General features: G+C 62.3%; 15 protein-coding genes. 12 read left to right on the forward strand and 3 right to left on the reverse strand.

The genetic code is table 11. The features are described from left to right. Nucleotides 1–202: 202 nt before the first annotated feature. A complete protein-coding gene (locus LOY52_RS11805; RefSeq protein WP_258679586.1) occupies nt 203–12,700 on the forward strand; it encodes a filamentous haemagglutinin family protein in 12,498 nt (4,165 codons plus the stop codon). A 47-nt stretch (nt 12,701–12,747) separates the two neighbouring features. Here the strand turns inward: LOY52_RS11805 and LOY52_RS11810 are convergent, their stop codons facing one another. From LOY52_RS11810 to LOY52_RS11820, 3 genes are all read right to left on the reverse strand, one after another. After that, nucleotides 12,748–13,116, reverse strand: coding sequence for a type II toxin-antitoxin system RelE/ParE family toxin (locus LOY52_RS11810; RefSeq protein ID WP_309474947.1), 369 nt, complete (start codon nt 13,114–13,116; stop codon nt 12,748–12,750). Continuing rightward, on the reverse strand, nt 13,022–13,216 hold the full coding sequence (locus tag LOY52_RS11815; RefSeq protein ID WP_258679587.1) for a stability determinant: 195 nt from the start codon (nt 13,214–13,216) through the stop codon (nt 13,022–13,024). The genes LOY52_RS11810 and LOY52_RS11815 overlap by 95 nt, the downstream gene beginning before the upstream one ends. 253 nt (nt 13,217–13,469) lie before the next feature. Next, nucleotides 13,470–14,417 (reverse strand): transporter, encoded by a 948-nt coding sequence (locus LOY52_RS11820; protein ID WP_258679588.1) that lies wholly within the window; start codon nt 14,415–14,417, stop codon nt 13,470–13,472. Between the two features lie 210 nt (nt 14,418–14,627). Here LOY52_RS11820 and LOY52_RS11825 point away from each other — a divergent pair, with 210 nt between their 5' ends. The 11 genes from LOY52_RS11825 (at nt 14,628) to LOY52_RS11875 (ending at nt 25,264) form a co-directional block, all read left to right on the forward strand. Beyond that, nucleotides 14,628–15,668: an AraC family transcriptional regulator gene (locus LOY52_RS11825; RefSeq protein ID WP_258679589.1), complete on the forward strand. Its 1,041-nt coding sequence runs from the start codon at nt 14,628–14,630 to the stop codon at nt 15,666–15,668. Between the two features lie 142 nt (nt 15,669–15,810). Continuing rightward, on the forward strand, nt 15,811–16,698 hold the full coding sequence (locus LOY52_RS11830) for a Dyp-type peroxidase (RefSeq protein WP_258679590.1): 888 nt from the start codon (nt 15,811–15,813) through the stop codon (nt 16,696–16,698). 25 nt (nt 16,699–16,723) lie between these two features. After that, nucleotides 16,724–17,689 (forward strand): Gfo/Idh/MocA family protein, encoded by a 966-nt coding sequence (locus tag LOY52_RS11835; protein ID WP_258679591.1) that lies wholly within the window; start codon nt 16,724–16,726, stop codon nt 17,687–17,689. A 187-nt stretch (nt 17,690–17,876) separates the two neighbouring features. After that, nucleotides 17,877–18,629 (forward strand): GntR family transcriptional regulator, encoded by a 753-nt coding sequence (locus tag LOY52_RS11840; RefSeq protein WP_258679592.1) that lies wholly within the window; start codon nt 17,877–17,879, stop codon nt 18,627–18,629. Then, a complete protein-coding gene (locus tag LOY52_RS11845) occupies nt 18,626–20,356 on the forward strand; it encodes a fumarate reductase/succinate dehydrogenase flavoprotein subunit (protein ID WP_258679593.1) in 1,731 nt (576 codons plus the stop codon). Before LOY52_RS11840 ends, LOY52_RS11845 begins: the two co-directional genes overlap by 4 nt. Nucleotides 20,357–20,381: 25 nt before the next feature. Further along, a complete protein-coding gene (locus LOY52_RS11850) occupies nt 20,382–20,627 on the forward strand; it encodes a ferredoxin family protein (RefSeq protein WP_258679594.1) in 246 nt (81 codons plus the stop codon). Nucleotides 20,628–20,838: 211 nt separating this feature from the next. Further along, nucleotides 20,839–22,263 carry an ABC transporter substrate-binding protein gene (locus LOY52_RS11855; protein ID WP_258679595.1) on the forward strand — a complete coding sequence of 475 codons (1,425 nt, stop codon included), beginning with the start codon at nt 20,839–20,841 and terminating at the stop codon, nt 22,261–22,263. 136 nt (nt 22,264–22,399) lie between these two features. Continuing rightward, nucleotides 22,400–23,182 (forward strand): ABC transporter permease, encoded by a 783-nt coding sequence (locus LOY52_RS11860; RefSeq protein ID WP_258679596.1) that lies wholly within the window; start codon nt 22,400–22,402, stop codon nt 23,180–23,182. Continuing rightward, entirely contained in the window at nt 23,182–24,030 is an 849-nt protein-coding gene (locus LOY52_RS11865; protein WP_258679597.1) for an ABC transporter ATP-binding protein, read from the forward strand. Before LOY52_RS11860 ends, LOY52_RS11865 begins: the two co-directional genes overlap by 1 nt. Then, nucleotides 24,027–24,989, forward strand: coding sequence for a HEAT repeat domain-containing protein (locus LOY52_RS11870; protein ID WP_258679598.1), 963 nt, complete (start codon nt 24,027–24,029; stop codon nt 24,987–24,989). The genes LOY52_RS11865 and LOY52_RS11870 overlap by 4 nt, the downstream gene beginning before the upstream one ends. Beyond that, nucleotides 24,986–25,264: a DUF971 domain-containing protein gene (locus LOY52_RS11875; protein ID WP_258679599.1), complete on the forward strand. Its 279-nt coding sequence runs from the start codon at nt 24,986–24,988 to the stop codon at nt 25,262–25,264. Before LOY52_RS11870 ends, LOY52_RS11875 begins: the two co-directional genes overlap by 4 nt. The last annotated feature ends 60 nt before the right edge of the window (nt 25,265–25,324 follow it).

The following is a 25,324-nucleotide window of genomic DNA, read 5'->3' on the forward strand; positions in this document are numbered from 1 at the left end:
TCGCGCGGTAGTAACAGCGATGACGGCAACCTTCGGGTTGCCGTCATTTTTTTTGGCTCGAATACACGCCGAACATGAAGTTTGTGTGACATCCGTTCGGTCGCGCCCTCCGCCAACTGCCTATGTCGTAACAGCAGGTTTTTGCAGGCCTGCGGCATCTTTGGCAACCAAAGTGTGGCAATCAAAAAAGGATCTCGTAGTGATGCTCGCTCGCCCATCCCGTCGTCGTACCCACGTTCAGTCCTTCCAGCGTGATGCCGTGGAGCCGGCGCTGTGGCTGCTCAAGCCGTTGGCGCACGCGGTGGCATTGTGTCTGGTGGCGGGCAGTGCGCAGGCGCAGACGGCGTTCAGTTCGAACTGGTTTGCCGCCAAGGGGGCAGCGCAGCAGGCCGCAGCGGCGCGTCCGAGCGTGGGGGGCCTGCCGGGGATGACACCGCCATTGGCCCAGCAGCAGAAGGCCAATGCACAGTTGCAGCGTTCGATCCAGACCCTGAACAACACCGTCGCGGCGATTGCCGCGCAACAAGCGGCGCAGGCGGCCGGACGCGCTGCCGCGTTGGGCACGGTACAGTTTGTGCCGGACGGTCTGGGTGAGGGCGGTTTGAAAGTCGATAACAGCCTGACCCAGGGCTGGCAGAACGCGAAGGGCCCGCAGCAGACCCGGGCCGACGGCAAAACCACGGTGAAGATCGAGCAGACCGCCGACAAGGCGATCCTCAACTGGGAAACCTTCAACGTCGGCCGCAACACCACCGTTGAATTCGCCCAGCAGTCGAATTGGGCGCTGCTCAACCGGGTCAACGACCCGAATGCCCGGGCCAGCCAGATCCAGGGCCAGATCAAGGGCGACGGCACGGTGATGTTGATCAACCGCAACGGCATCGTGTTCAGCGGCAGCAGTCAGGTCAACGTGCGCAACCTGGTGGCCGCTGCCGCCAACATCACCGACATCCAGTTCCGTGATCGTGGGCTGTATTTCGACAGCACCGGCACCCAGCCGACGTTCACCGATGCCGCCGGCAAGGTGTTGGTGGAACGCGGTGCCTCCATCGACACCCACAAGCCGGCATCGTCTACCGCTGCCGGTGGTTATGCCTTGCTGCTCGGCAGCGACGTACAGAACGACGGCAACATCAACACCATCAAGGGCCAGACCGTGCTGGCGGCCGGCGACCGTTTCTACATCCGCAAAGGCTCGGGCACCGAGGGCAATGCGCTGTCCACCACATTCGGCAGCGAAGTCATTCCGGGTTTCAAGGCCGGTGCCGTTGCGGGCAAAGTCACTAACAACGGACTGATCCAGTCGTCTACCGGCGACATCACAATGGCTGGGCACGAGGTCGTGCAAAACGGCGTATTGCTTGCCAGCACGTCAGTGGCGACGCGGGGCACGATTCACCTCTCCAACCCGAGCACCGATTCTAACGGCAGCGTGACGCTGGGGCAGGGCAGCGCCACGGCCATCATGCTCGACAGCAGCGACCTGACCGCTCTCGACAGCCAGCATCAGGCCGCGCTGACGGGCGTCACGGCCAATAACCGGATCCGTGGCGATCAGTCACGCGTCGAGATTCAGAGCGGCGGCAGTGTCGAGTTCCAGAGCGGTTCGATCACCCTGGCCACTGGCGGCCAGATCGCGGTCAATGCACAACGCCGCAGCTTGGTGCGCGACGGCGCGATGATCGATGTGTCCGGTGCCCTCGGCGTCAAAGTGGCAATGGAAAACAACAGCATCAAGATCAACGTGCAAGGCAACGAGCAGCGCGATGCCTCGGTCAACCGCGAGAAAGGCGCGCTCAACAGCAATGACATCTGGGTCGATGTGCGCGATCTGGTGTACGTGCCGGCCGGGACCAACGGCTACGCCACGGATCGCTGGTACACGGCGGGCGGTTTGCTCGAAGTCGGCGGTTATCTCGGCACTCAAGGGCACAGTGTCGGCGAATGGATGGCTCAGGGCGGCACGGTGAGTTTTGCCGGCAACGACGTGGTCACGGAAAAAGGTTCGTTGATCAACCTGTCCGGCGGCACCCTGGATGTACAGAGCGGCGAGATCCGCCAGAGCTGGCTGCGTGGCGCCGACGGCAAGTTGTATGAAGTGTCGCGCGCGCCGGGGGATCTGCTCTACACCGGCCTGTACAAAGGCTATGAAGACAGCAGCCAACGCTGGGGCCAGACCAGTTATTACTACAGCCCGCTGATTGCCCCGCGCTCGCGTTTCGAGTCGGGTTACACCGTGGGCCGCGATGCCGGACAACTGGTGATCGCCACGGCCAACGCCGTGCTCGACGGGCAAATGATCGGCGAGGTGTATCAGGGCGAACGGCAGAATCAGGCGCCGAAACCGGTGCTCGACGGCTATCAGCAGAGCCAGACCGCGCTGGCCCGGCGAGCGCAGTTGATCGTCGGTAGTTACGATCCGACCTTCGTCGCGGCGTCGAACGGCCTGCTCTACACCCTCGATCCATTGCTCGATCAGGTGCAGATCGGTGGCACGCGCCCGGTTGCCGGAAATGATCCGGACCTCACCGGCGCGGTGTCCGATACCCGCAAGGGCAAGCTGTATCTTGATAACGATCAACTCAACGGGTTCCGCCTCGGTGCGCTCAAGGTTTCGACCAAGGATCAGATTGCCGTTGACGGCGCGCTGACGGTCGATAACGGTGGCGACATCACCCTGTATTCCCCGGATGTGCAGATCGGCGCCGACCTGACTGCTCGCGGTGGCAGTCTGCGTCTGGGCAACGTACTCAATCAGTTCAATGGTGGCGCAAACACCGACACTCGCCTGGCGGCCAAAGCCGAAAAAACCACGCAAACCCGCATCGCCGAGGGCGTGCATCTCGACACCCGAGGGCTGTGGAGCAACCTGCGCACCAACCCGGACGATAGCGCCAGCCTCGCGTATCTGAACGGTGGCCTGATATCGATCCGCAGCAGCGGTGATATCGACGTCGCTGCCGGCAGCCTGCTCGACGTTTCTTCCGGTGGCGCCATGCTCGCCAATGGCAAGACCCGGGGTGGCAAGGGTGGTGATCTGACGCTGGAGTCGAGCGCTATTTCCGCGCCGGGCACATCGCATCTGAACCTCGATGGCGAACTGCGCGGTTATGGCGTCACGGGCGGTGGCACCTTGACGGTGCAGGCCAACAGGATTCTCGTCGGCCAGACGGATAAAGCCCTGGCAGACAACAGCCTGCAACTGTCCACCGACCTGTTCGGCAAGGGGTTCTCCGCCTACAACCTGATCGGTCTCAAGGGGCTCGACGTTGCCGAAGGCGCCGCGATTGATGTGACCCTGCCGGTGTACCGTTTCGGTGATGCGGCACCCAACCAGGTCAGTGGCGTCGATCCGCGAACGGCGCTGGAGCTGTGGACACCGACGCTGTTCCAGGAAAACCCGACCAAGGGCGTGCTGACCCAACGCGCCGGCGCCAGCCTGACCCTGCAAGGTGGCGCGACGCTGGTCGGGCTGATAGACGCGGCCGACAGCCCCCTGACCCTGGGCCGTGGCTCGCGCATCAGCGTCGACCCGGGGCAGAGCATCAAGCTGCGCGGTGCCGGGCAGATCACCGTCGACGGTGAACTGAATGCCTGGGGCGGCACGATCGATATTCGTCAGCAACAATTCGGCTCGATCCAGCCGGCCACTTCGATTCAAGCGGCGGATCCGAATGCACATGACCGCTCGATCTGGATCGGCGAGCAGGCCGTGCTGGATGTCGCGGGGCGTGCGAATACGGCGACCGACACCCTGGGCCGCACTTACGGGCAGGTCGGCAAGGGTGGCAGCATCATCATCGGCGGCGAGATCGATGCGAAACTGACAACCGCCACGGCTGCCGATGCCTACGTGATTGTGCGTCCGGGCGCGCGGCTGGATGCCTCGGGCACCGAGGCCGTTCTGGATATCGCCGGTCAAGGCCCGACTCGTATCGCAACGGACGGCGGGCGCATCAGTTTGAGTTCTTATAACGGTCTTTTCGTTGAAGGCAACTTACGTGCGGCGGCGGGTGGCGTCGGGGCGGCCGGTGGTCGTCTGGAACTGGCGCTGGAGACGCCGTTGTATTCCGATTCGGCGAGCAACGCGGTGCGCTCGCCGAGGGAAATGATCATTGGCCAAGCGGCAGGAAACGAGCGGCTGCCCGCGAATCTGCAACCCGGCGAAGGCGCCGATGGCTTGCGTTACGGTCAAGCCCGTTTGAGTGCCGATGGCTTGATGACGGGCGGTTTCGACAATCTCAGCCTGCTGAGCAACGGTCCGTTGTCGTTTGACGGTGACGTCAATCTGCGCATGAATCAGAGCCTCAGTCTCTTCGCCGGAGCGCTGTCTCTCGCCGAGAATTCCAAAGGCTCGGCACGGGTTGATTTGAGTGCTCCATACCTGCGTCTGTCAGGGGTGGGCACCTACTTTTCCGGCTTCAGCATGACGCGCCCACGGTTGCTCCCTGGCCCGACGGCCCGATTGTCCGACGCGACGTTCAATGCCTCCGCGAACCTGTTGGACGTGGGCAATGGCCTGTCCTTCGGGACTCAGGGGTCGATCCTGCAACGGCAGGCGCCGGCCGTTGAATACAGCCGTCGGGCTTTCGGTCTGGTGAGCCTCGACAGCAGCGGCGACCTGCGCTTCCTCGCGCCGAATGATGGCGCGGAGAAAACCAGGCTGTGGACGCCGGGCGACTTGAACCTCGGTGCGGCGCAGATCTATCCCGCCACGGGTATTCAGGCTGAGGTGCGTGCCGGTTATCAGGGCGCCGTCCCGGTTTCCGAACACACCTTGCGGATCAGCGGCCACGGCGCGGCACCGGCTGCAGTGCCGTACTCGGCATTCGGAAAGCTGATTTTTTCCGCCGCGTACATCGAGCAGGGCGGTGTCTTGCGTGCACCGCTGGGCAAGATCGTATTGGGTGACGATTTGCTCAGCACCACTCACGAGGTTCGTCTCCTGCCGGGCAGCCTGACTTCGGTCAGCGGTGCCGGCCTGGTCATGCCGTACGGTGGCACCACGGACGGTATCGACTATCGCTATAACGGCAAATCCGTGGTGCTCGACGGCATCTCCGGCGAAACATCAGGCGTGTCGATCGGCACGCAGTTCGCCGATGTGCAAAGCGGCGCGGTCATCGACCTGTCCGGCGGTGGCGATCTGCGTGGCGCCGGTTTCGTGTCCGGTCGCGGGGGTTCCACCGATGCACGTTTCAACCCGCTGGTGCGCAATGCGCCTGACGGCACCTTCAGCCTGCCGGGGCTGGCGAGCAACCCGGTGTATGCCATCGTGCCCGGCAACCAGAGCAGCTATGCGCCGATGCTGGCCGAAGCGGGTGCGGTCGATCCGCGCATTGGCCAGCAGATCACCATTGGCGCCGGTGTGCCGGGGTTGGCGGCGGGTACTTACACACTGTTGCCGTCAACGTTTGCCCTGATGCCTGGCGCGTTCCGGGTTGAGGTAAACGGTCAGGCGGCACCCGGCGTGACAACGGGGGCGTTGCCACTGCGCAATGGTTCATGGACCAGCAGCGGGCAGCTGTCGATTGCCAATACCGGCCTGCGTGACAGCCTGGCCAGTCAGGTGATTCTCACGTCAGCCGATGTGTTGCGTCGTTACTCGCAGTACAACGAAACCGGTTTCTCTCAATTCATCCAGAGCGACGCCGCCCGGCGCGGTGTACCGCGCGCGCTGGCACCGATGGACGGCAAGACACTGGATCTGCGTCTGGCCCCCGGCGGCAAGCAAGACATCGCTTTGCAGTTCAACGGGCGCACGCTGTTCGAGGCTGCCGAGGGCGGCATGGCCGGCACGGCGGTGGTACGTGGCGGCTACGCCGGCAGCAGCTTCGAGATACTGGGCGCGGGCAGAGGACCGACCACCGGCTTCAACGGTGTGTCGTTGTATACCGACACGCTCAACAGCCTCAACGCGGGGCGGCTGACCATCGGTGCGATGCCGAATGTCTTGTACAACACTAGCGCCAACGTCATCGGCTTCCTGGGCACGAGTGAAAGTATTGTCTTGCGTGAAGGGGCGATTCTGTCTGCGCCGCAGGTTTTGCTGCGCACCACGTCAACGCTTGGCGGCATCACGGTCGAGGCGGGAGGCGGGATCAATACGCTGGGGCGTGGCAACGTCGCCTACGACTCGCTGGCCGGTTACGTTTATGAGCCGAAAGGTTCCAGCCTGTTGATCGTTTCCAACGGCTGGACCAATGTGCTGGCGCCGGAGCTGGCCAGTGGCATCAGCGGAGCGGGCAGTATCCGGATCGGCACTTGCGCAACGAGTGTGTGCAGCAATCCGGCCCTGCTGTATTCGAACGGCAGTATCACGGCCGCCACGGATAACCAGTTCGAACTCGGTGAAGCGGTGCGTTTCGGCACCCGTCATCTGGCACTGGCGGTCGGCTCGGTCAATGCCGGCAGCGCCGAGGCGCTGGCGGCGGCAGGCAGCCGTGTGCCCGCCGGCCTCACGCTCAACCAGAACGTACTCGACCGCTTGCTGCGCGGTGATACGCAGTTTGCCGCGCCGGCCCTGGAAACCCTGAGCCTGACTACTCGCGACGCCTTCAATTTCTACGGCAGCGTCAGCCTCGACACAATCGATCCGCAGACCGGCCAAAGCAAGTTGCAGAACCTGGTGCTGGTCACTCCGTCGATCTACGGTCTTGGCAATGCCGGCGATGTGGCGAGTATCCGTACCGCCAACCTGATCTGGAACGGCGCGACCCAGAGCCCGGGCGCAGTCATCACGGGCGGCGCGGGCACCGGCAGCGGCACGCTGCACATTCAGGCCCAGCGGATCGAGCTGGGTTACGGCCCGATGCCTCAGGCCAGCGGGCTGGATCAGAACAATCGACTGGCGCTGGGTTTTGCCAACGTCAACCTCAGCGCCAGCGAGCGCATCACCGCCAATCACAAGGGCAGCCTGGCGGTGTATCAGGAGCAGGGCGCTTACGATTCGCTCAAGGGTTACCGCTACAGCGGTGGCAATCTGAATCTGCGTACGCCGTTGCTCACTGGCGAGGCGGCATCGGTCAGTCTGCTCAAGGCCGGCAACAGCCTCACGCTCAGTGGCGCTGGTGCTGCCGGGGTGGCCAATGCCTTGGGGGCGGAGTTGAATCTCGAAGCCCGCGACATCGTGCTGGACAGCCGTATCGCCTTGGCCAGCGGCAAGCTGACCGTCAAGTCCGAGGGCGATTTGACGCTAGGCACTAGTGCCGTGCTGGACTTGGCCGGGCGAACCTTGCCGTTCAACGATGTCAGCAAATACAGCTGGGGCGGCGACGTCTCGCTGTACAGCGCCAACGGCAATATCCGTCAGGCTGCGGGCTCGCGGATCGATCTGTCGGCGAAGAACAATCAAGCCGGTAACCTCAGTGTCGTCGCACTGGCCGATGCGGTCGGGATGGTCGATCTGCAAGGCGAGATTGTCGGCGGCAGCAGCGGTTACTACGACGCCGGGGGCACGTTGGTGCCGTACAAGGCCGGTGGAGTGGACATTCGCGCGCAACGACTGGGCGGTGACGCCAGTGAGCAGTTTGCCGCGCTCAACCAGCGCTTGAATGCCGGGCAGGTTTACGGCAGCCGCAGCTTGCAGCTCAAGCAAGGCAACCTGGTGATCGGTGATGGCCTTAAGGCGAGCGAGGTCAATGTCTCGGTGGACAATGGCAGCCTGACGGCGACCGGTCTGATCGACGCCAGTGGCGAGCGTGTCGGCAGCATTCGCCTGTCGGCGAAAAACGGTCTGACCCTGGCGGGCAGCAGCGTGCTCGATGCCCATGGTCGCGTGCTGCGTGTCGACAGCTACGGCAAGATCATCGATGCGCCGAACCGTGCCACGGTCGAACTGAGTTCCGGTGACGGTTTGCTCACGCTGGGCAGCGGCGCGCGCATCGATCTGCGCCACGGCACCGATGCCGTGCCCGGTTTCCTTGCCGGACAACACGATGGAATGCTGCGCGGTACGCTGGAGCTGAACGCGCCGCGTCTGGGCAGCAACGACATCGCCATCGACGCCAGCGGTGCGTTGACCATTCAGGGCGCACGCTCCATCGCCCTCAACGGTTTGCGCCGCTACACCGATGCCCGCGAGGGTGTCGATCAGGCAGTCAGTGGTCGGCCGTATCAGGTGATTGATCAGGCCATGCTCGAGCGCATTCACGGCGACAGCAGCAACTTTATCAACGCCGCACTGGGCAACAACGATCTGCTGCAACGCAAGCTCGCCGGGTTGAACAACGCTACGTATGCCGATGCGTTCCATTTGCGGCCCGGTGTGGAGATCGCCAGCAAGACGGCTGACGGTGATCTGGTGGTGGAGGGCGATCTGGATTTGTCCGGTTACCGCTATGCCAGTCTCAATCCGCACACACAGCTGAAGCCCTCTGTATATGGTTCCGGGGAAGCGGGCAGCCTGGTGATTCGTGCCGGTGGCAACCTCGATATTTACGGCAGCATCAATGACGGCTTCGCGCCGCCACCGGAAACCCAGGACGATGCCGGCTGGAAACTGATTGCCGGTGTGCAGCCGTTCGGTGGCGATCTGATCGTGCCGGGCAGTGGAGTGACACTGGCCGAGGGCACGCAGTTTCCGGTGGGCGCGACACTCAATTACGACGTGACGATTCAGGGTGCAAGACTGGCCAGTGGCACGTTGCTGCCGACCCAGGCGGTACTGGGCGAAGCGTACACGTTCAGCGCCGGCACTGTGCTGGCGGGGGCTATCCATGATGCCAACGGAAATCTGTTGTATGCGGCGGGAACGTTGCTCAGCGAAAGTGTGACGTTGCCGGCGAACACTCGCCTGGGTGCCGGTATCCGCCTGAACAAGGCCACGAGCCTGCAGGCCATGACCTGGCCCAAGGGCGTGCCGCTGCCAGGGGTTTTCGACCTTGATCTTTTAACGGTTTCCGGTGTGAAACTGAGTAGCGCGCTGGCCTTGCTGCGCGGCTCGCTGATTCCTTCGATGACCGATGTAAAGCTTGCCGACGGCACTTCGCTGATCGAACTGCGTCCGTTCACGGGTGACCAGCAAGGCAAGAACTGGGCGGTGGCGAGCATGCTGCCATCGGGCAGTACGTCGTGGTCGATGCGCGTGGTAGCGGGTGCGGATATTGATTCAGCCGACAGCCGTGTCGTGAAACCGGTGACCCGCGAGGGTGATCTGCGGCTGGCCGATACTCATTACGGTGTGAAGGTGACGACATCGGCCGGGCGAATGGTCTGGGCGGCGGGTAACCAATATGGCTTCCCCGAGTTTGAACCCGTCCCCGATGACGCTCTGGTTGCTTGCACTATCGAGCCGAGCGATTGTGCCCCCATGGCTCGCTGGGTCTGGGCGCCGGGCAGTGGAGCGGGCCCGGATTACGAGCCGGTTCCCGAGGAGGCTCAATTCATTTGTGATCTGCAGCCGGAACTGTGCATCGGCAACAATCCCGGAAAAACCGCCAAAGCTCATACGCAGATGTTCAGTGTCCTGCGCACCGGTACTGGCGATCTCGACCTGATCGCCGCAGGCAATCTGAGCATGGATTCACCGTTCGGCGTGTACACCGCCGGCACCCAGTCAGCGAATATCGATCCGCTCTATAACCAGCCGCGCGGGCATCTTTCGGATAACAATTCGGTGTTGGGTACGGCCGGTGCCACTTATGAAAAATGGGTCGACGGTGGCAGCGACAGCCTCTATCAGGCCTGGTATCCGCAGATGGGGGGCAATCTGACAATCAATGCCGGCGGATCGGTTTCGGGTGACTCGGTGGGCACGAAAGCGCAATCGGCAGCGGCTGGGTTCCGCGAGCAGATGGCCAGTGTGGCAATGGGCAACTGGCTGTGGCGCCAGGGGACCGGAGGCACGGATGTGCCGACGGCCTGGTGGATCAACTTCGGCAGTTATGCCACGCAGTTGATGACGCCTGACGGTAATACCGAACCGTACCTGGTCGGCTTCACCGGATTCGGCACCCTGGGCGGCGGCAACATCAGCCTGCGTGCCGGTGGCGACGCCGGGATGCTCAGACCGTTGGGCGATGCGGTCAATTATCCGCGCAGCCAGGGGCTGATCGTTGCCGTGGGCAGCACCGGGCGTGTCGCCGACGATGGCAGCGTGCAGATGACCGGCGGTGGCGATATGGACATTCACCTCGGCGGCGCACTCAATCCATCGTTACAAGCGCGGGCCGGGGATAACGGAACTCAGCCGCCGAGGCACGATCTGCAAGGCGCACTGATCAACTTGCGCGGTGCGGCGCAATTGACCGGAGGGGCGCTGGGCGGCATCAATCTGCAATACGGTGCCAACTCGCAGTTGCATGATGTCCGTGAAACCCGACCGCTGGATCCTTTCACCCCGACGACCAGCAACGCTTCTGGTGGCCTGGTGCTGATTCCCGGAGACTCCGGCATGAGTCTCAGCACCCGTGGTGATCTGGTATTGGGGGGGGCGGCCGATCCCGGTCGTGTGAGCCAATTCAACGCCACGCCACTGCTCGATAGCAACGCTAATATCCTGACCGGCGGCATCCTGAGCGGCTTCTCACTGTGGACCGATCACACCGCCATCGATCTGTTTTCCGCCGGTGGCAATCTCACGCCCAGCACTCAGTTGGCGCAGGTCGATGGGAGTCTGTCTCCTGTGAGCGGCGCCAATACCTCGCCCACCGATGGTCGTTTTGTCTACCCGGCGATTCTTCGGGCCGTTGCCGCTCAAGGTTCGATTTATGCGGGGCCATCAGCGGCTTACGGTGTAGGCAATGCTGCGCCGAAAACCGCGTATTCCCTGCTTTTGGCGCCTTCTACCTCCGGGCAACTCGAACTGTTGGCGGGCGATTCCATCTATGCCGGCGGCTACGCAATCAATCAGTCCGGGGCTAGCCCGCTGGCCATCGCCACCCCGTTCAGGCCGTCATTCCTCGCCTTTTCCAGCAATAACCCCAACAAGCCACTCAACAGCAATTACGGCAGTGACGGTGTTAAACCGGAAGGTAATTCGCGTTATCCACTGTTCGCTTTTGGGCCCGACAGCTATTCCGGTTTGAGTGAAGTGCAGGGGCCCGCACGGTTCTATGCCCTGACCGGCGATCTGGTAGGGATACGCAGTGGCGAGACGTTGAGTTTCGATACCTCGAAACGCACTTGGTACGAAGCAGCAGGCCCTGTCTGGATGATTGCCGGACGTGACATCGTGGCATCCGGAACCAACCTGGGCCAACCGACAGCCGTGCAGCCCGAGGAAATGGGCGTCGGTCAGGAGGGCATTACCTCGACCGGCAACCTGTTCGTTCATAACGACGTGCGAGATATATCGCGGGTGTCGGCGGGTCGCGACATTCTTTACAGCAGCTTCGATATCGCCGGCCCTGGCACGCTGGATATCAATGCCGGGCGCAACATTCTGATGGAAAACCGCGCCAGCATTACCAGTCTGGGCTCGATAGTGGCCGGGGATACGCGGCCCGGTGCCAGCGTGGTATTGCAGGCGGGCACGGGCGCTCAGGGGCCGGATTACACAAGGCTCATCGCCCGTTACCTGAATCCGCAGAACCTTGCTGATCCGAATGCCTCTCTCAACGGCCAGCCGGGCAAAGTGGTCAAGACCTACCTCGACGAGTTGCAGAGCTGGCTGACGCTCGGCTACGGCTTTAGCGGCAACGCAGAGCAGGCACAGGCGTTCTATGCCGCGCTGCCGAGTGCCGAGCAGGCGATCTTTGCGCGGCAGGTGTACTTCGCCGAACTGCGCGCCGGCGGCCTGGAATACAACGACGCTGACGGTCCGCGCAAAGGCAGTTATCTGCGCGGTCGCAACGCCATCGCTGCACTGTTCCCGAGCACCGATGTGGCCGGCAATCCGCTGCGTTACGACGGCGACATCACGCTCTACGGTGGTGCCGGGGTCAAGACCCTGTTCGGCGGCGATATCCAGATGCTCACGCCGGGCGGCGGTCAGGTGTTTGGCATTGAAGGCGCGGCGCCACCGTCCACCGCCGGGATCATCACCCAGGGTTCGGGCAACATTCAGCTCTACTCGCAGGGCAGCATTCTGCTGGGGCAGAGCCGGATCATGACCACCTTCGGCGGCTCGATCCTCGGCTGGTCGGCCGAGGGCGACATCAACGCCGGTCGCGGCTCGAAAACCACGGTGGTCTACACCCCGCCAAAACGCGTCTATGACACTTGGGGCAACGTGACGCTGTCACCATCGGTGCCGAGCACCGGTGCCGGTATTGCCACGCTCAACCCGATTGCCGAAGTGGCACCCGGCGACATCGACCTGATCGCGCCGCTGGGCACCATCGATGCGGGCGAGGCGGGCATTCGCGTCTCCGGCAACGTCAACATCGCCGCGCTGACCGTGGTCAACGCCGCCAACATCGCCGTACAGGGTAAAACCAGTGGCGTACCGGTGGTGGCGGCGGTGAACACCGGTGCGATCACCTCGGCCAGTTCGGCGGCGTCTTCGGCAACCCAGGCCGCTGAGGACGTGGCCCGTCAGCAGCAGGCAGCAGCGCGGCAGAACCAGGCGTCGGTGTTCACCGTGCAGGTGTTGAGCTTCGGCAACGAACAACTGGCGCCGAGCCGTGATGGTGCCAGTCGTGCGCCGGCCAGCGGATACAACCCGAACAGCCCGGTGCAGGTGCTGGGCGCCGGGGTGCTGGATGAACAGGCGAAACAGCAGCTGACCGAGGAGGAACGGGGGCAGCTGACGTTGTAAAAGACTCTCGTGTAGTACGCTTCGGGCGGCCTTTTGGCCGCCCTTTTTTATGTTGATGAGGTTCGTGGGTATTGTCGTCGGGTGTGGACTAACGTCAGTATTTTGATGCGCCCGTTCACTCGATAGACCAGCAGATAGTTCGGATTGACCACCATTTCCCGAGTGCCTGGCACTCGACCGGACCGGTAACCATAGGGGATTGATGAAAGCCTTTGCGTTGCTGCACCAACCTTGTGCTGTAGAGCCACTGAAGCGTTGGAGTTGTATTGTTCAACGTAATCGATAATGTCAGCCAGATCGTTCAGAGCTTGATTGCTCCATTCAAGCAGCAGCGCGGCGCTTCCTGCGCTTCTCTTCCAGCATCTGGTCGAGCATTGCCATAGCTTCATCATGGGGAATGCCAGGGCTGGGGTCATCGAGTGCCTCCTGTACCTTGGCACGAAACCAGCGATCGTAGCTCTCTGCCTCTTCTTCGGATTCGAAGTCAGAGTAAAACGGGGAAAGTAATAAGCTCATAGTGATCTCCGTGATCAATCTCAGCAGTTTAAGGGGGAATGGCCCATTGTCGTCACTGGCAGACGATGTACCCCATGAGCTCTCGAAGAACCATGGGATAACGAAGCCCAGTATCTGCAAGCGCCCCTTTGAAATCTGCCGGACGTTTCCCTCCGTTGTCCGGCAATCTCGACCGCCGTTGTAGGCTTATTCCTCCACTCTGTTTTTCAGGTTTCCAGCCTACAAATCCGCGCGCACCTTCCTACAAATGCACTCAGAACGCATACGGAATACTCACCTTCGCCCACAACATTTCCCCCTCTGGCCGGTTCTCCACGTCAAACTCCTTGGCCCAGCGAATTTCCGCGCTGGCGTATTTGAGGAAGGTCAGGTGCAGCGCCGGGCCAATCGCGAAGACTTTGCCGCGCACGCCGTCATCCACATCCTGCCCGGCGAATTGCACGGTGTGGCCGTACTGTTTGTCGTCGGTGGTCTGCTTGAGGTAGTAGCCGTTGATACCGAACATCACATCGTCGGTGATCTTGTAGCTGGCCGAGTAATCGAAGTGGAAGATCTGCCCGGACTTGTAGTCGGTGTCCTTGTTCTTCTCATTGAAGCTGTAAGTGGTCTTCATCGACACTTCGGTCTTGTCGGTCGGCAGCCAGGTGAAGGAGAAAAGCGGCTTGTAGGTGTAGAAATTGTTGCTGGTGTTGGCCAGCCGATCGACGCTGTATTCGCCGGTGGGCACGGTGATTTCCACGGCAGCGCCGAGGGTCAGGTTCTTGCCCATGTCCCACAGGATGATCGGCGCAACGGTGGTGTCGCCCATGCCTTCGCGGGTATCGCTGAGACCGAATGCCGAGACTTCCTGCTTGAGCCAGGGCTGGGCGATGTAGCCGGCCAGGCGCCCGCCGAACACGCGCACCGGGCTCAGGTAATCAATACGCGGGATCACCGCCGTGGATTCGATCTCGACATTCGGCACCTTGCCGCCCAACGAACTGATGTTGAGCTTGGTCGACTTGTAATGGTTGTAGTAGAGGTTGAACGCGACCATGTTCTGCGGAAGGCTGTCGACTTCCAGCGGCAGCATGAAAAATCCGTCGGTGCCGGGGCCGATGTTGTCGACGCCGGCTTCGGTGGCCAGGGCCGGCAGGCACGCGGTGCAACCGAGCAAGGTCAGTGCCAGACGCAAGGGGAAAGTGGCGCGGTTCGGGCTCATGGCTGTCCTCATTATTATTGTGGTGGGACGTGGCGCCGGTACGCAGAACGTCCGGCACCATAGAAATAAGCGCTTGGCGCCCGCCGGGGCAGGGTATTGGCGGACAGTTAGGGGGACTTCTGCGGACAGTCGGCCAACCCTGTGCTAACTTCTTTCGACATAACCGGTTACAAAAATAACAATCAAGCGTGATCCGGAATGTCAGCCCCCATGAACGTAAAAGTCCAAGACCCCACTTTTGAATTGGCGCTGGTCTCGCCGTTCCTCCTGCAAACCCTCGCCGAAGTCGTGCACAACAAAGGCATCGACCCCGAAAGCCTGTGCCGTGGCCTGGGCTTCAGCCTCGAAGATCTGCAGGATCCGGCGCAGCGGATTTCCTACCGCCAGGCCGTGGCGATGATTCAACGGGCGCTCAAAGTGTTGCCCAATCAGGGCCTGGGGTTGTGGGTCGGCGCGCAGAATGTGTTGGGTACGCTGGGGCTGCTCGGGCATGTGCTGTCGCTGTGCAAGACCTTGCGTGATGCCTTTGCCCTCGGCATCCGCCATCAGCACACCTCCGGCGGAGTCGTGGTGTCCAGCGTCGACGTGGTCGGGGATCGGGTGCACCTCGACGCCGAGTGCCGCTTGCCGTTTGCCGATGTGCAGGTGTTCGCGGTCGAAGAGTTTTTCGCCAGCCTGCTGGTGTATGGCCGGGCCTTGGCGGGCCATGATTTCAAGGCGATCGCCGTGGAGTTTGTGCATGCTGCACCGGATTATCTGAGCGAATACCACCGCCTGCTCGGGCCGGACGTACGCTTCGGCTGCCTGCACAATCGCATGCTGATCGATGCCCGGTGGCTGGACGTCAACCTGCCCAATCATCATTCGCTGGCGTTGCGTCAGGCGGTTGCCTTGCTGGAGCTGGAAGCGGCGCAGGTGCACCAGAAACTCGATCTGATTCAGGCCGTAGAGCGGGCGATTGCCCGGGACCTGAGCCGGGGCAGCCATATCGAAAAAATCGCCGGCGACCTGAACATGAGCAGCCGCACCTTGCGCCGCCGTTTGACCGAGCACGCGCTGACCTTCGAAGCGTTGCTGGAGCAGGTGCGTCAGGCGCGGACCATGAGCCTGCTGGCCAATCCGGAGATGCCCATCGAGCGGATTACCGAAGAAGTCGGCTACAGCGATGTGCGCAGTTTTCGCCGGGCGTTCAAGCGCTGGACCGGGATGAGCCCGAGTGCGTGGCGTACCGAGAGCACCGCTACCATTTAGAAGATCAAAAGATCGCAGCCTTCGGCAGCTCCTGCACCGATCCCTGTAGGAGCTGCCGAAGGCTGCGATCTTTTGACTTTCAGAGCCCCCAAAAAATCTCCGGCTACAGGTAAACTCCCGCGCTCTTTCCCAAGGAGTTCACATGAGTTACTACCAGCCGGGCATTCTCGCCACCCCTGTTCCTGCGCAAGCACGTCACCTGTTTTTTGCCCTTGCGTCGGTTGAAGCACTGCCGCAGGCGATCGACAACCTGATGAATCTGGTGGACGGCAAGTCGGCTGTGATCGGTTTCGGTGAACCCCTGACCAAAGCGCTGAACGTGCAGATCGACGGCCTGCGCAGCTTCCCGGCCATGAGCGGCGTCGGCGTGGAAAACCCGTCGACCCAGCACGCGCTGTGGGTCTGGCTGCACGGTGCGGATCGTGGCGAATTGCTCAATCGCTGCCACGCTTTCGAAGCCGCGCTGGCCCCGGCGCTGCGCCTGGTAGACATGCAGGAAGCCTTCCGCCACAAGGACGGCCATGACCTGACGGGCTACGAAGACGGCACCGAAAACCCGCACGATGACGCCGCGATCGCTGCCGCATTGCTGGGCGAGGGCGCTGATGGTCTGGTCGGTGGCAGCTTCGCCGCGATCCAGCAGTGGCAGCACGACCTCAAGGGTTTCCATAAGCTGTCCGCCGAAGACAAGGACAACATCATGGGCCGTCGCTTGAGCGATAACGAAGAGATCGACGACGCGCCAGTCTCCGCCCACGTCAAACGCACCGCCCAGGAAAGCTTCGCCCCCGAAGCCTTCGTCGTACGGCGTTCGATGCCGTGGATCGACGGTGATCGCGCCGGCCTGATGTTCCTCGCGTTCGGTGTTTCGCTGGACGCCTTCGAAGCCCAACTGCGGCGTATGAGCGGTCTGGAAGACGGCATCACTGACGGTCTGTATCGCATCAGCCGGCCGATCACCGGCGGCTACTACTGGTGCCCGCCCATCAAGGACGGCCACCTCGATCTGCGCGCGTTGCGCATCGGCTGAGTGTTTCAAACACAGGGAGTTGACCATGGATGTGGTGCGTTGGGGCATGATCGGTTGCGGCAGCGTCACTGAACGCAAGAGCGGGCCGGCCTTCTACAAGGCGCCCGGCTCGGCGCTGGTGGCGGTGATGGGCCGCCGTCTCGAAGCGGTGAGCGATTACGCCGCGCGCCACGGCATCGCCCGGGTCTACACCGATGTCGATGCGCTGATCAACGATCCCGAGGTGGACGCGGTGTACATTGCCACGCCACCCGACAGCCACCACGCCTACAGCCTGAAAGTCGCCGCCGCCGGCAAGCATTGCTGCGTCGAGAAACCGATGGCGCTCAATGCCGGGCAAAGCCGCGAGATGCAGCAGGCGTTTGCTGATGCCGGTCTGCACCTGTTCGTTTCCTACTACCGCCGTTCGTTGCCGCGCTTTGCCCAGGTTCGGCAATGGCTGGCGCAGGGCCGCATCGGTGAGGTGCGGCACCTGAGCTGGACGCTGACCAAGGCCCCGTCGGCGGCGGATCTGGACGGCAGCGCCAACTGGCGAACCGACCCGAGCGTGGCCGGTGGCGGCTACTTTGCCGATCTGGCCAGCCATGGTTTCGACCTGTTCCAGTACCTGCTCGGCGACATCGTCGAAGTCGCCGGTTTCACCGCGCGCCAGGCCGGTTTGTATGCGGCGGAAGACGCGGTCAGCGCCAGTTGGCGCTTCGCCTCCGGGGCGCTGGGCACGGGTTGCTGGAGCTTTGTCGCGGATCGGCGCGAGGACCGGGTGGAGATCATCGGCAGCCAGGGGCGGATCGCGTTCTCCGTGTTTGACGAACATCCGGTGCAGCTGTTCGCCGATGAGCAGATCAGCCTGGAGATCCCCCATCATGAGCACATTCAGTGGCATCACGTGCTGGGCATGAATGCGCATATCCGTGGTGATTCGCAGCATCCGGCCGTCGCCGAACAAGCCCTCAAGACCGATTGGGTCATGGATCAGATCCTTAAACGCTAAAGTCAAAGGATCGCAGCCTTCGGCAGCTCCTACAGGGGGATCGCATTTTCAAACTGTAGGAGCTGCCGAAGGCTGCGATCTTTTGCTTTTCAACGGCGCATCTAAGGTTATGCCCAAACAATATTTCTCAAGCTTGTCATAACGTCTCTAAGATCACGTCATAACTCGTTATGACAAGTGATCCCTGATGACCGATAACGTCCTGTCCCTCAGTAGCGTCCCGTTGCACACCCAACTGCGCGATGTCCTGCGTGCGCGCATTCTCGACGGCGAATACCCGCAAGACAGCCAGATGCCGTCCGAAAGCGAGCTCGGCACGCTGTTCAAAGTCAGCCGCATCACCGTGCGCCAGGCGCTGGGCGATCTGCAGAAGGAAGGGCTGATCTTCAAGATCCACGGCAAGGGCACTTTCGTCGCCAAGCCGAAAACCTTTCAGAACGTCAGCAGCCTGCAAGGCCTCGCCGAGTCCATGACCGGGCGCGGCTACGAGGTGATCAACCGCCTGCGCAGCTTCAAATTCATCCCCGCTGACAAACGTGTCGCCGAGCGCCTGCAAGTCGCCGAAGGCGAGACCGTGGCGCAGATCAAACGCGTGCGACTGATCAACCGCGAGCCGATCTCGCTGGAAATCACCTACCTGCCCAAAGCCATCGGTGAACGGCTGGAGAAGGCCGATCTGGTGACTCGCGACATCTTCCTGATTCTGGAAAACGACTGCGGCATCGCCCTCGGCCACGCTGACCTGGCCATCGACGCGGTGCTGGCCGACAGCGATTTGACCCAGGCGCTGAACGTTGAGGCCGGCTCGCCGATCATGCGCATCGAACGTCTGACCCACGATGCCAACGGCCAGCCGCTGGACTTCGAACACCTTTACTACCGTGGCGATGCGTTCCAGTACCGCCTGCGGATCGACCGGCAAAAAGGGGAGCAGGCATGACGCGCAACACGTTGGAACAGGAATACGACATCGTCGTGATCGGCGGCGGCACCGCCGGCCCGATGGCGGCGATCAAGGCCAAAGAGAAGAACCGCGACTTGCGCGTGCTTTTGGTGGACAAGGCCAATGTCAAGCGCAGCGGTGCGATCAGCATGGGCATGGACGGCCTGAACAACGCGATCATCCCCGGGCACTCGACGCCGGAGCAGTACACCAAGGAAATCACCATCGCCAACGACGGCATCGTCAATCAGGCCGCGGTGTACGCCTACGCCACTCACAGCTTCGAAACCATCGAGCAACTGGATCGCTGGGGGGTGAAGTTCGAAAAGGACGAGACCGGCGATTACGCGGTGAAAAAAGTCCACCACATGGGCGCCTACGTGCTGCCGATGCCGGAAGGGCACGACATCAAAAAGGTCCTTTACCGCCAGTTGAAACGCGCGCGGGTGAGCATCACCAACCGTCTGGTTTGCACCCGTTTGCTCACCGACGAGGAGGGCGCGGTCAACGGCGTGATGGGCTTCGATTGCCGCACCGCCGATTTCCATGTGATCAAGGCCAAAGCGGTCATTCTTGCGTGCGGCGCGGCCGGTCGCCTCGGTCTGCCATCCTCGGGTTACCTGATGGGCACCTACGAGAACCCGACCAACGCCGGCGACGGCTACGCGATGGCGTATCACGCCGGGGCCGAGCTGGCCAACCTCGAATGCTTCCAGATCAATCCGTTGATCAAGGATTACAACGGCCCGGCCTGCGCCTACGTCACAGGTCCCTTGGGCGGCTACACCGCCAACAACAAGGGCGAACGCTTCATCGAGTGCGACTACTGGAGCGGGCAGATGATGTGGGAGTTCCACCAGGAACTGGAAAGCGGTAACGGCCCGGTGTTCCTCAAGCTCGATCACCTGGCCGAGGAAACCATCCAGAACATCGAGGAAATCCTGCACAGCAACGAGCGCCCGAGTCGTGGTCAGTTCCACGCCAATCGCGGCACCGATTACCGCACGCAGATGGTCGAGATGCACATCTCCGAGATCGGCTTTTGCAGCGGCCATTCGGCCTCCGGGGTGTGGGTCAACGAGCGGGCCGAGACCTCTGTGAAAGGCTTGTACTCGGCGGGTGACATGGCCGCCGTGCCGCACAACTACATGCTCGGCGCGTTCACCTACGGCTGGTTCGCCGGGCACAACGCCGCGGATTTTGTCGCCGGGCGCGAGTTCTCGACGCTGGATGCCGCGCAGATCGAGAAAGAGCAAGCGCGGGTCTATGCGCCGCTGGATCGTGAACACGGTCTGCCGCCGGCGCAGGTCGAGTACAAGCTGCGGCGCTTCGTCAACGACTACCTGCAACCGCCGAAAGTGACCAAAAAAATGCAGATCGGTTTGCAGCGTTTCAGTGACATCGAACGCGACCTCGATCAGATGAAGGCCAACAACGCCCACGAACTGATGCGCGCGATGGAAACCAGCGTGATCCGCGACTGCGCCGAAATGGCCGCGCGCGCCTCGCTGTTTCGCGCCGAGAGCCGCTGGGGCCTGTACCACTACCGCGTCGATCACCCGCAGCGCAACGACAGCGAGTGGTTCTGCCATTGCCATCTGAAGAAGGGTGAAGACGGCCGCATGACCAGTTTCAAGAAACCCGTCGAGCCGTACATCATCCCGCTCGATGCCGAAGAAATGCAGGCTTACGACCGCTTGCGCGTGGGCGCGTTCGCCGCTTGATGCATCACCAGAGAGAGTCCGAACCATGGCCTATCAAGCCCAGGAAATTTTCTTCCGCTCCAACGCCCCGGTCACCGTGGACGAGGACAAATGCATCGCCGAAAAGGGTTGCACCGTGTGCGTTGACGTCTGCCCGATGGACCTGCTGGCGATCAACCCGTCCACACAAAAGGCCTACATGGCGTTCGATGAATGCTGGTACTGCATGCCCTGCGAAAAGGATTGCCCGACTGGCGCCGTCAAAGTCGACATCCCCTATCTCCTGCGCTGAACCCCGATCCCTGTAGGAGCTGCCGAAGGCTGCGATCTTTTGATCTGGATTTTGATTTTAAAAACAAGATCAAAAGATCGCAGCCTTCGGCAGCTCCTACAAAGGATTTGTGGCATGCCATTAGCTACCCGGAACACCCGGACGCTGGATTCACCCGACACCCCTCGTTTCCCACCGCGCCCTGATCGCGGCGGAGACGAACATCCAATAAATGATTCGAGGGGAAACACTCATGTTGCGTGCAGCAATCGCCGGTCTGGTACTGGCAACATTTACCCTGTCGGCCTCGGCCGAAACCATCCGCATCGCCATCGGCACCCAGGACACCACCATCAACTGCGCCGCCGGCGGGCTGTTGATTCGTGAACTCGGCCTGCTCGACAAGTACCTGCCGCACGACGGCGCCTACAAAGACGCAAAATACGACGTGCAGTGGAAGAACTTCACCAGCGGTGCGCCGCTGACCAACGAGATGGTCGCCGGCAAACTCGACTTTGGCGCCATGGCCGATTTCCCCGGCGCGTTCAACGGTGTCGCGTTCGAAACTGCCGGCAAGCACAGCCTGTTCATCAGCGTGTTGTCGGGCAGCATCAAGGGCAGCGGCAACGGCATCGTGGTGCCGAGTGCGTCCGGGGTGCAGGCGCTGAGCGAACTCAAAGGCAAGACCATCTCGGTGCCATTCGCCTCGACCGCCCATGGCATGCTGTTGCGCGCGGTGGCGGAGCAGGGCTGGGATCCGCTCAAGGATGTGAACATCATCGCCCAGCCACCGGAAGTCGCCGGCTCCGCGTTGCAGGCCGGCAAGATCGACGCTCACGCCGATTTCGTGCCGTTCGCCGAGCTGTTCCCGAGCCGTGGTTTCGCCCGCAAGATTTACGACGGCGCCCAGGCCAATGCGCCGACTTTCCACGGAGCACTGGTCGATCAGGCTTACGCGAAACAGTACCCGGAAATCGTCGTCGCTTACCTGCGGGCGAGCATCGAGGCCAATCAGTTGCTGGCCGCCGAACCTGAGAAGTACAGCGAGCTGATCGCCAAGGTCACCGGCGTCGATGCCGAGGTCAACTACCTGTTCCACGGCCCGCTTGGCGTGCAGACCCGCGACCTGAGCTGGAAGCCGGAATACCGTCAGGCGGTGGGCACCGCGATCGACACCCTGAAGCTGCTGAAGAAGGCCGATCGCGGCCTCGACCTGAACACCTTCATCGACGATCAGTACATCCGCGCCGCGTTCAAGGCCGCGAATCTGGACTACACCGCACAACTCGCCAACTACGCGCAAACGCCGTTGAAAGCGTTGGCTGCGGCGACCGGCAAAGCCATCACCGACTTCAGCCACGTCGCCGAAATCTGGGTGCGCGGTGAAGACAAGGTGCGCCAGTACGCCTCCGCCGAATCGGCGTTCACGGCGTTGGCCGCGCTGAAACAGGAAGGCAAAAACATCCGCGCGGTGTATGCGCAGGCCAGTGACAGCGGGATCAAGCTGCTTGCCGATCAGGCGTGGTTCGCCAGTGACGCCAAGGGGCGGTTGAGTGCGTTCCTGCTCAAGGGCCAGGCGCAGCAGTTCGCGGCGGCGCAGGGTGGCAAGGTCTTCGACTTTACCGATGCCACCACTCAGGCTGTAGCCACCCGCTAACCCGAAGAACACCGCGCTCCCTGTAGGAGCTGCCGAAGGCTGCGATCTTTTGATCTTGCTTTTTAAAATCAAAATCCAGATCAAAAGATCGCAGCCTTCGGCAGCTCCTACACGGGGCGTGGTGAAAGGAATATTTATGTTCAGATCCATTAAGCGCTGGGTTCCAAGAGCCGCGTCTTTGCTGCTCTGCCTGCTGTTCTGGCAACTTGCCGCCAGCCACCACTGGAACCTCGGCCTGGTCACCTTCGCCAACGTGCCCACCCCGTTGGCGGTGATCGAAGCGGCGTTGGGTCTGGGCGATTCCGGCAAGCTGCTGCAACACCTGACCGCCAGTCTCAGCCGGGTCTTCGCCGGTTACCTCGCGGCACTGGTGATCGGCATCGCTCTGGGCCTGGCCATCGGCCGCTCGAAATGGGCCGAAGACCTGCTGTTGCCACCACTGGAAGTGCTGCGCCCGATTCCGGCAGTGGCGTGGATTCCGCTGGCGATCCTGATGTTCCCGTCGTCGGAGCTGTCGATGGTGTTCATCACCTTCACCGGCGCGCTGTTCCCGATCCTGCTCAACACCGTGCACGGCGTCGAAGGCGTTGATCCACGGCTGATCGCCTCGGCGAAAAGCCTCGGGGCAGGGCGCCGGGCGATTTTGCTTGAAGTGATTTTGCCCGGCGCCGCGCCGAGCATCATCACCGGCCTCGCCATCGGTATGGGCACCTCGTGGTTCTGTCTGGTGACCGCCGAGATGATCTCCGGCCAGTTCGGCATCGGTTACTACACCTGGGAGTCCTACACCATCCAGAACTACGCTGACATCGTCGTCGGCATGCTGCTGATCGGTGTGCTGGGCATGGGCAGCAGTCTGCTGATCAAGCGTCTGGGCGGGCTGTTCACGCCCTGGCACCGACCACGAGGAAAAGCCTGATGAGCGCAATGCAAACCCCGGAAGGGCGAATCGATATTCGCCAATTGTCGATCGTTCTCGGTGAGGGGCAGCAAGCCTTCGAAGCCGTGCAGGGGCTGGATTGCCAGATCGAACCGGGCCAGTTCGTGTGCATTCTCGGCCCGTCCGGTTGCGGTAAATCGACCTTGCTCGGTGCACTTGCCGGACACTTGAGCGCCCACACCGGCAGCCTCAAAGTCGACGGCGGCGAGGTGTCCGGGCCGTCGCCGCAACGCGGCATGGTCTTTCAGCATCACACGCTGTTTCCGTGGCGCACGGTGCGCGACAACGTGGCCTTCGGCCTGAAGATGCGCGGCATCGGTAAAACCGAGCGCCAGCGTGAGGCCGATGAAATGCTCAAATTGGTGGGCCTCGACGGCTTCGCCGAGCGCTGGCCCGATCAGCTTTCCGGCGGCATGCAGCAACGGGTGGAGATCGCCCGGGTGCTGGCCAACCGTCCACGGCTGCTGCTGATGGACGAGCCGTTCGGCGCGCTGGATGCCTTGACCCGCCTGAACATGCAGGAACTGCTGCTGGACATCTGGACGCGGATTCGCACCACCGTGGTGTTCGTTACTCACGATATCGACGAGGCGCTGTTCCTCGCCGATCGGCTGTTGGTGATGAGCGCACGCCCCGGGCGAATCATCGAAGACCTGCGTCTGGACTTCCCGCGCCCGCGCACCACTGAGCTGGTAACCAGCGCCGAATTCTCCCGCCTCAAGCGCCATTGCCTCGACCTGCTGCGCCACGACAACCCCCGACCGCTGCCGCGCCTCAACCCGCTCGGCCTGCCTCCCGAAAACCCTTTGCCGCGATTTGCCCTATGACCTCATTTTTTGCTGTGACCGATAACGATGACATCCTCGCCCTGCAACCGCGTCTGACCGCTGACGATGCCGGTGTGCGGCGCATTGCCCTGATCGAACTGGCTGATCTGGAGGAGCCGGATGGCCTGCTGTGGCTGGTTGAGAAACTGAGCGAAGATCCGGCCGAAGAAGTCCGCGCCGAAGCTGCGCGGCTGCTGGAAGCGTGGGAAGACGAACCGGTGGTGGCTGCGCTGTGTCAGGCGCTGACCGATCCATCTGCGGCAGTGCAGGCCGCCGCCGCGCAAAGTCTGAGCCTGCTCAAGAGTGAAGCGGCAGGCCGGGTGATTCTGCCGTGGACCGATCATGCTGAAGTCAGTGTGCGAATCGCCGCGTTTCGGGCATTGCGCGAACTGCGTTTCGCCGATGCCGCACCAGCCGCCATCACCGCATTGAGCGATGCCGATGCCAATGTGCGCCGCGAAGCCGTCGGTGTGCTCGGCTGGCTCAAGCAGCTCGACGCACTGCCGGCTCTGGCGCGTCTGGCCAGCGCCGACCCGGACACCGAAGTGCGCCGCGCCGCCACCGGCGCCCTCGGTCTGGCGTCCGGCGCCGACGTGCTGCCAGCCTTGCGTCAAGCGCTGCAGGACGATGCCTGGCAAGTGCGCGAAGAGGCGGCCACGACGCTGGGCAAAGTCGGCCACAGCGACGCTGGTCCGGCGTTGATCGCAGCCCTCGGCGATGACTATTGGCAAGTGCGCTTGCGTGCTACCCGCAGCCTCGGTCGCCTGCGTTTTGCGCCGGCGCTGGACGCCCTGATCGAGACCCTCGGCCATCGCATCAGCAACCTGCGCAAGGAAGCGGCGCTGGCCCTCGGTGAGTTGCGTGATCGCGGCGCGATGGCGGCGTTGCAGGCGGCGCAGGATGACGGCGACCCGGAAGTGCGCAAAGCGGTGCGGATTGCCCTGAGTCAGTTGCAATGAACCCGCTGTCAGTGGGCAACTCGCAGAGCCAGCAGACGTTGCGCCTGAGCTGGCCGGACGGCCGCGAATCGCTGTTCAATCACGCCGAACTGCGCCGCCAGTGCCCGTGCTCGCAGTGCCGCGCGTTTCGCCTGAAAGGCATGATTCCGCTGGTCGATGAGCGCGTCCGCCTGATCGAGATCAACCCGCAGGGCTATGGCGTGCAACTGGTGTTCAGCGACGGCCATCAACGCGGGATCTACCCGTGGGACTATCTGGCACAGCTCGATTCTTAGGTTCACCGCAATCAACTGTGGGAGCGAGCCTGCTCCGGGCGGCGTTCCGACGAATGCGGT

The organism is Pseudomonas sp. B21-051 (genome assembly GCF_024748795.1).
Lineage (GTDB): Bacteria > Pseudomonadota > Gammaproteobacteria > Pseudomonadales > Pseudomonadaceae > Aquipseudomonas > Aquipseudomonas putida_A.

Bases quoted from the DNA above. Each gene is read 5' to 3' on its own strand.
- LOY52_RS11820 (WP_258679588.1), bottom strand. From the start codon at position 14,417: ATGAGCCCGAACCGCGCCACTTTCCCCTTGCGTCTGGCACTGACCTTG.
- LOY52_RS11860 (WP_258679596.1), top strand. From the start codon at position 22,400: ATGTTCAGATCCATTAAGCGCTGGGTTCCAAGAGCCGCGTCTTTGCTG.
- LOY52_RS11815 (WP_258679587.1), bottom strand. From the start codon at position 13,216: ATGAGCTTATTACTTTCCCCGTTTTACTCTGACTTCGAATCCGAAGAA.
- LOY52_RS11870 (WP_258679598.1), top strand. From the start codon at position 24,027: ATGACCTCATTTTTTGCTGTGACCGATAACGATGACATCCTCGCCCTG.
- LOY52_RS11855 (WP_258679595.1), top strand. From the start codon at position 20,839: ATGATTCGAGGGGAAACACTCATGTTGCGTGCAGCAATCGCCGGTCTG.
- LOY52_RS11825 (WP_258679589.1), top strand. From the start codon at position 14,628: ATGAACGTAAAAGTCCAAGACCCCACTTTTGAATTGGCGCTGGTCTCG.
- LOY52_RS11805 (WP_258679586.1), top strand. From the start codon at position 203: ATGCTCGCTCGCCCATCCCGTCGTCGTACCCACGTTCAGTCCTTCCAG.
- LOY52_RS11850 (WP_258679594.1), top strand. From the start codon at position 20,382: ATGGCCTATCAAGCCCAGGAAATTTTCTTCCGCTCCAACGCCCCGGTC.
- LOY52_RS11835 (WP_258679591.1), top strand. From the start codon at position 16,724: ATGGATGTGGTGCGTTGGGGCATGATCGGTTGCGGCAGCGTCACTGAA.
- LOY52_RS11840 (WP_258679592.1), top strand. From the start codon at position 17,877: ATGACCGATAACGTCCTGTCCCTCAGTAGCGTCCCGTTGCACACCCAA.
- LOY52_RS11875 (WP_258679599.1), top strand. From the start codon at position 24,986: ATGAACCCGCTGTCAGTGGGCAACTCGCAGAGCCAGCAGACGTTGCGC.
- LOY52_RS11810 (WP_309474947.1), bottom strand. From the start codon at position 13,116: ATGACCCCAGCCCTGGCATTCCCCATGATGAAGCTATGGCAATGCTCG.
- LOY52_RS11845 (WP_258679593.1), top strand. From the start codon at position 18,626: ATGACGCGCAACACGTTGGAACAGGAATACGACATCGTCGTGATCGGC.
- LOY52_RS11830 (WP_258679590.1), top strand. From the start codon at position 15,811: ATGAGTTACTACCAGCCGGGCATTCTCGCCACCCCTGTTCCTGCGCAA.
- LOY52_RS11865 (WP_258679597.1), top strand. From the start codon at position 23,182: ATGAGCGCAATGCAAACCCCGGAAGGGCGAATCGATATTCGCCAATTG.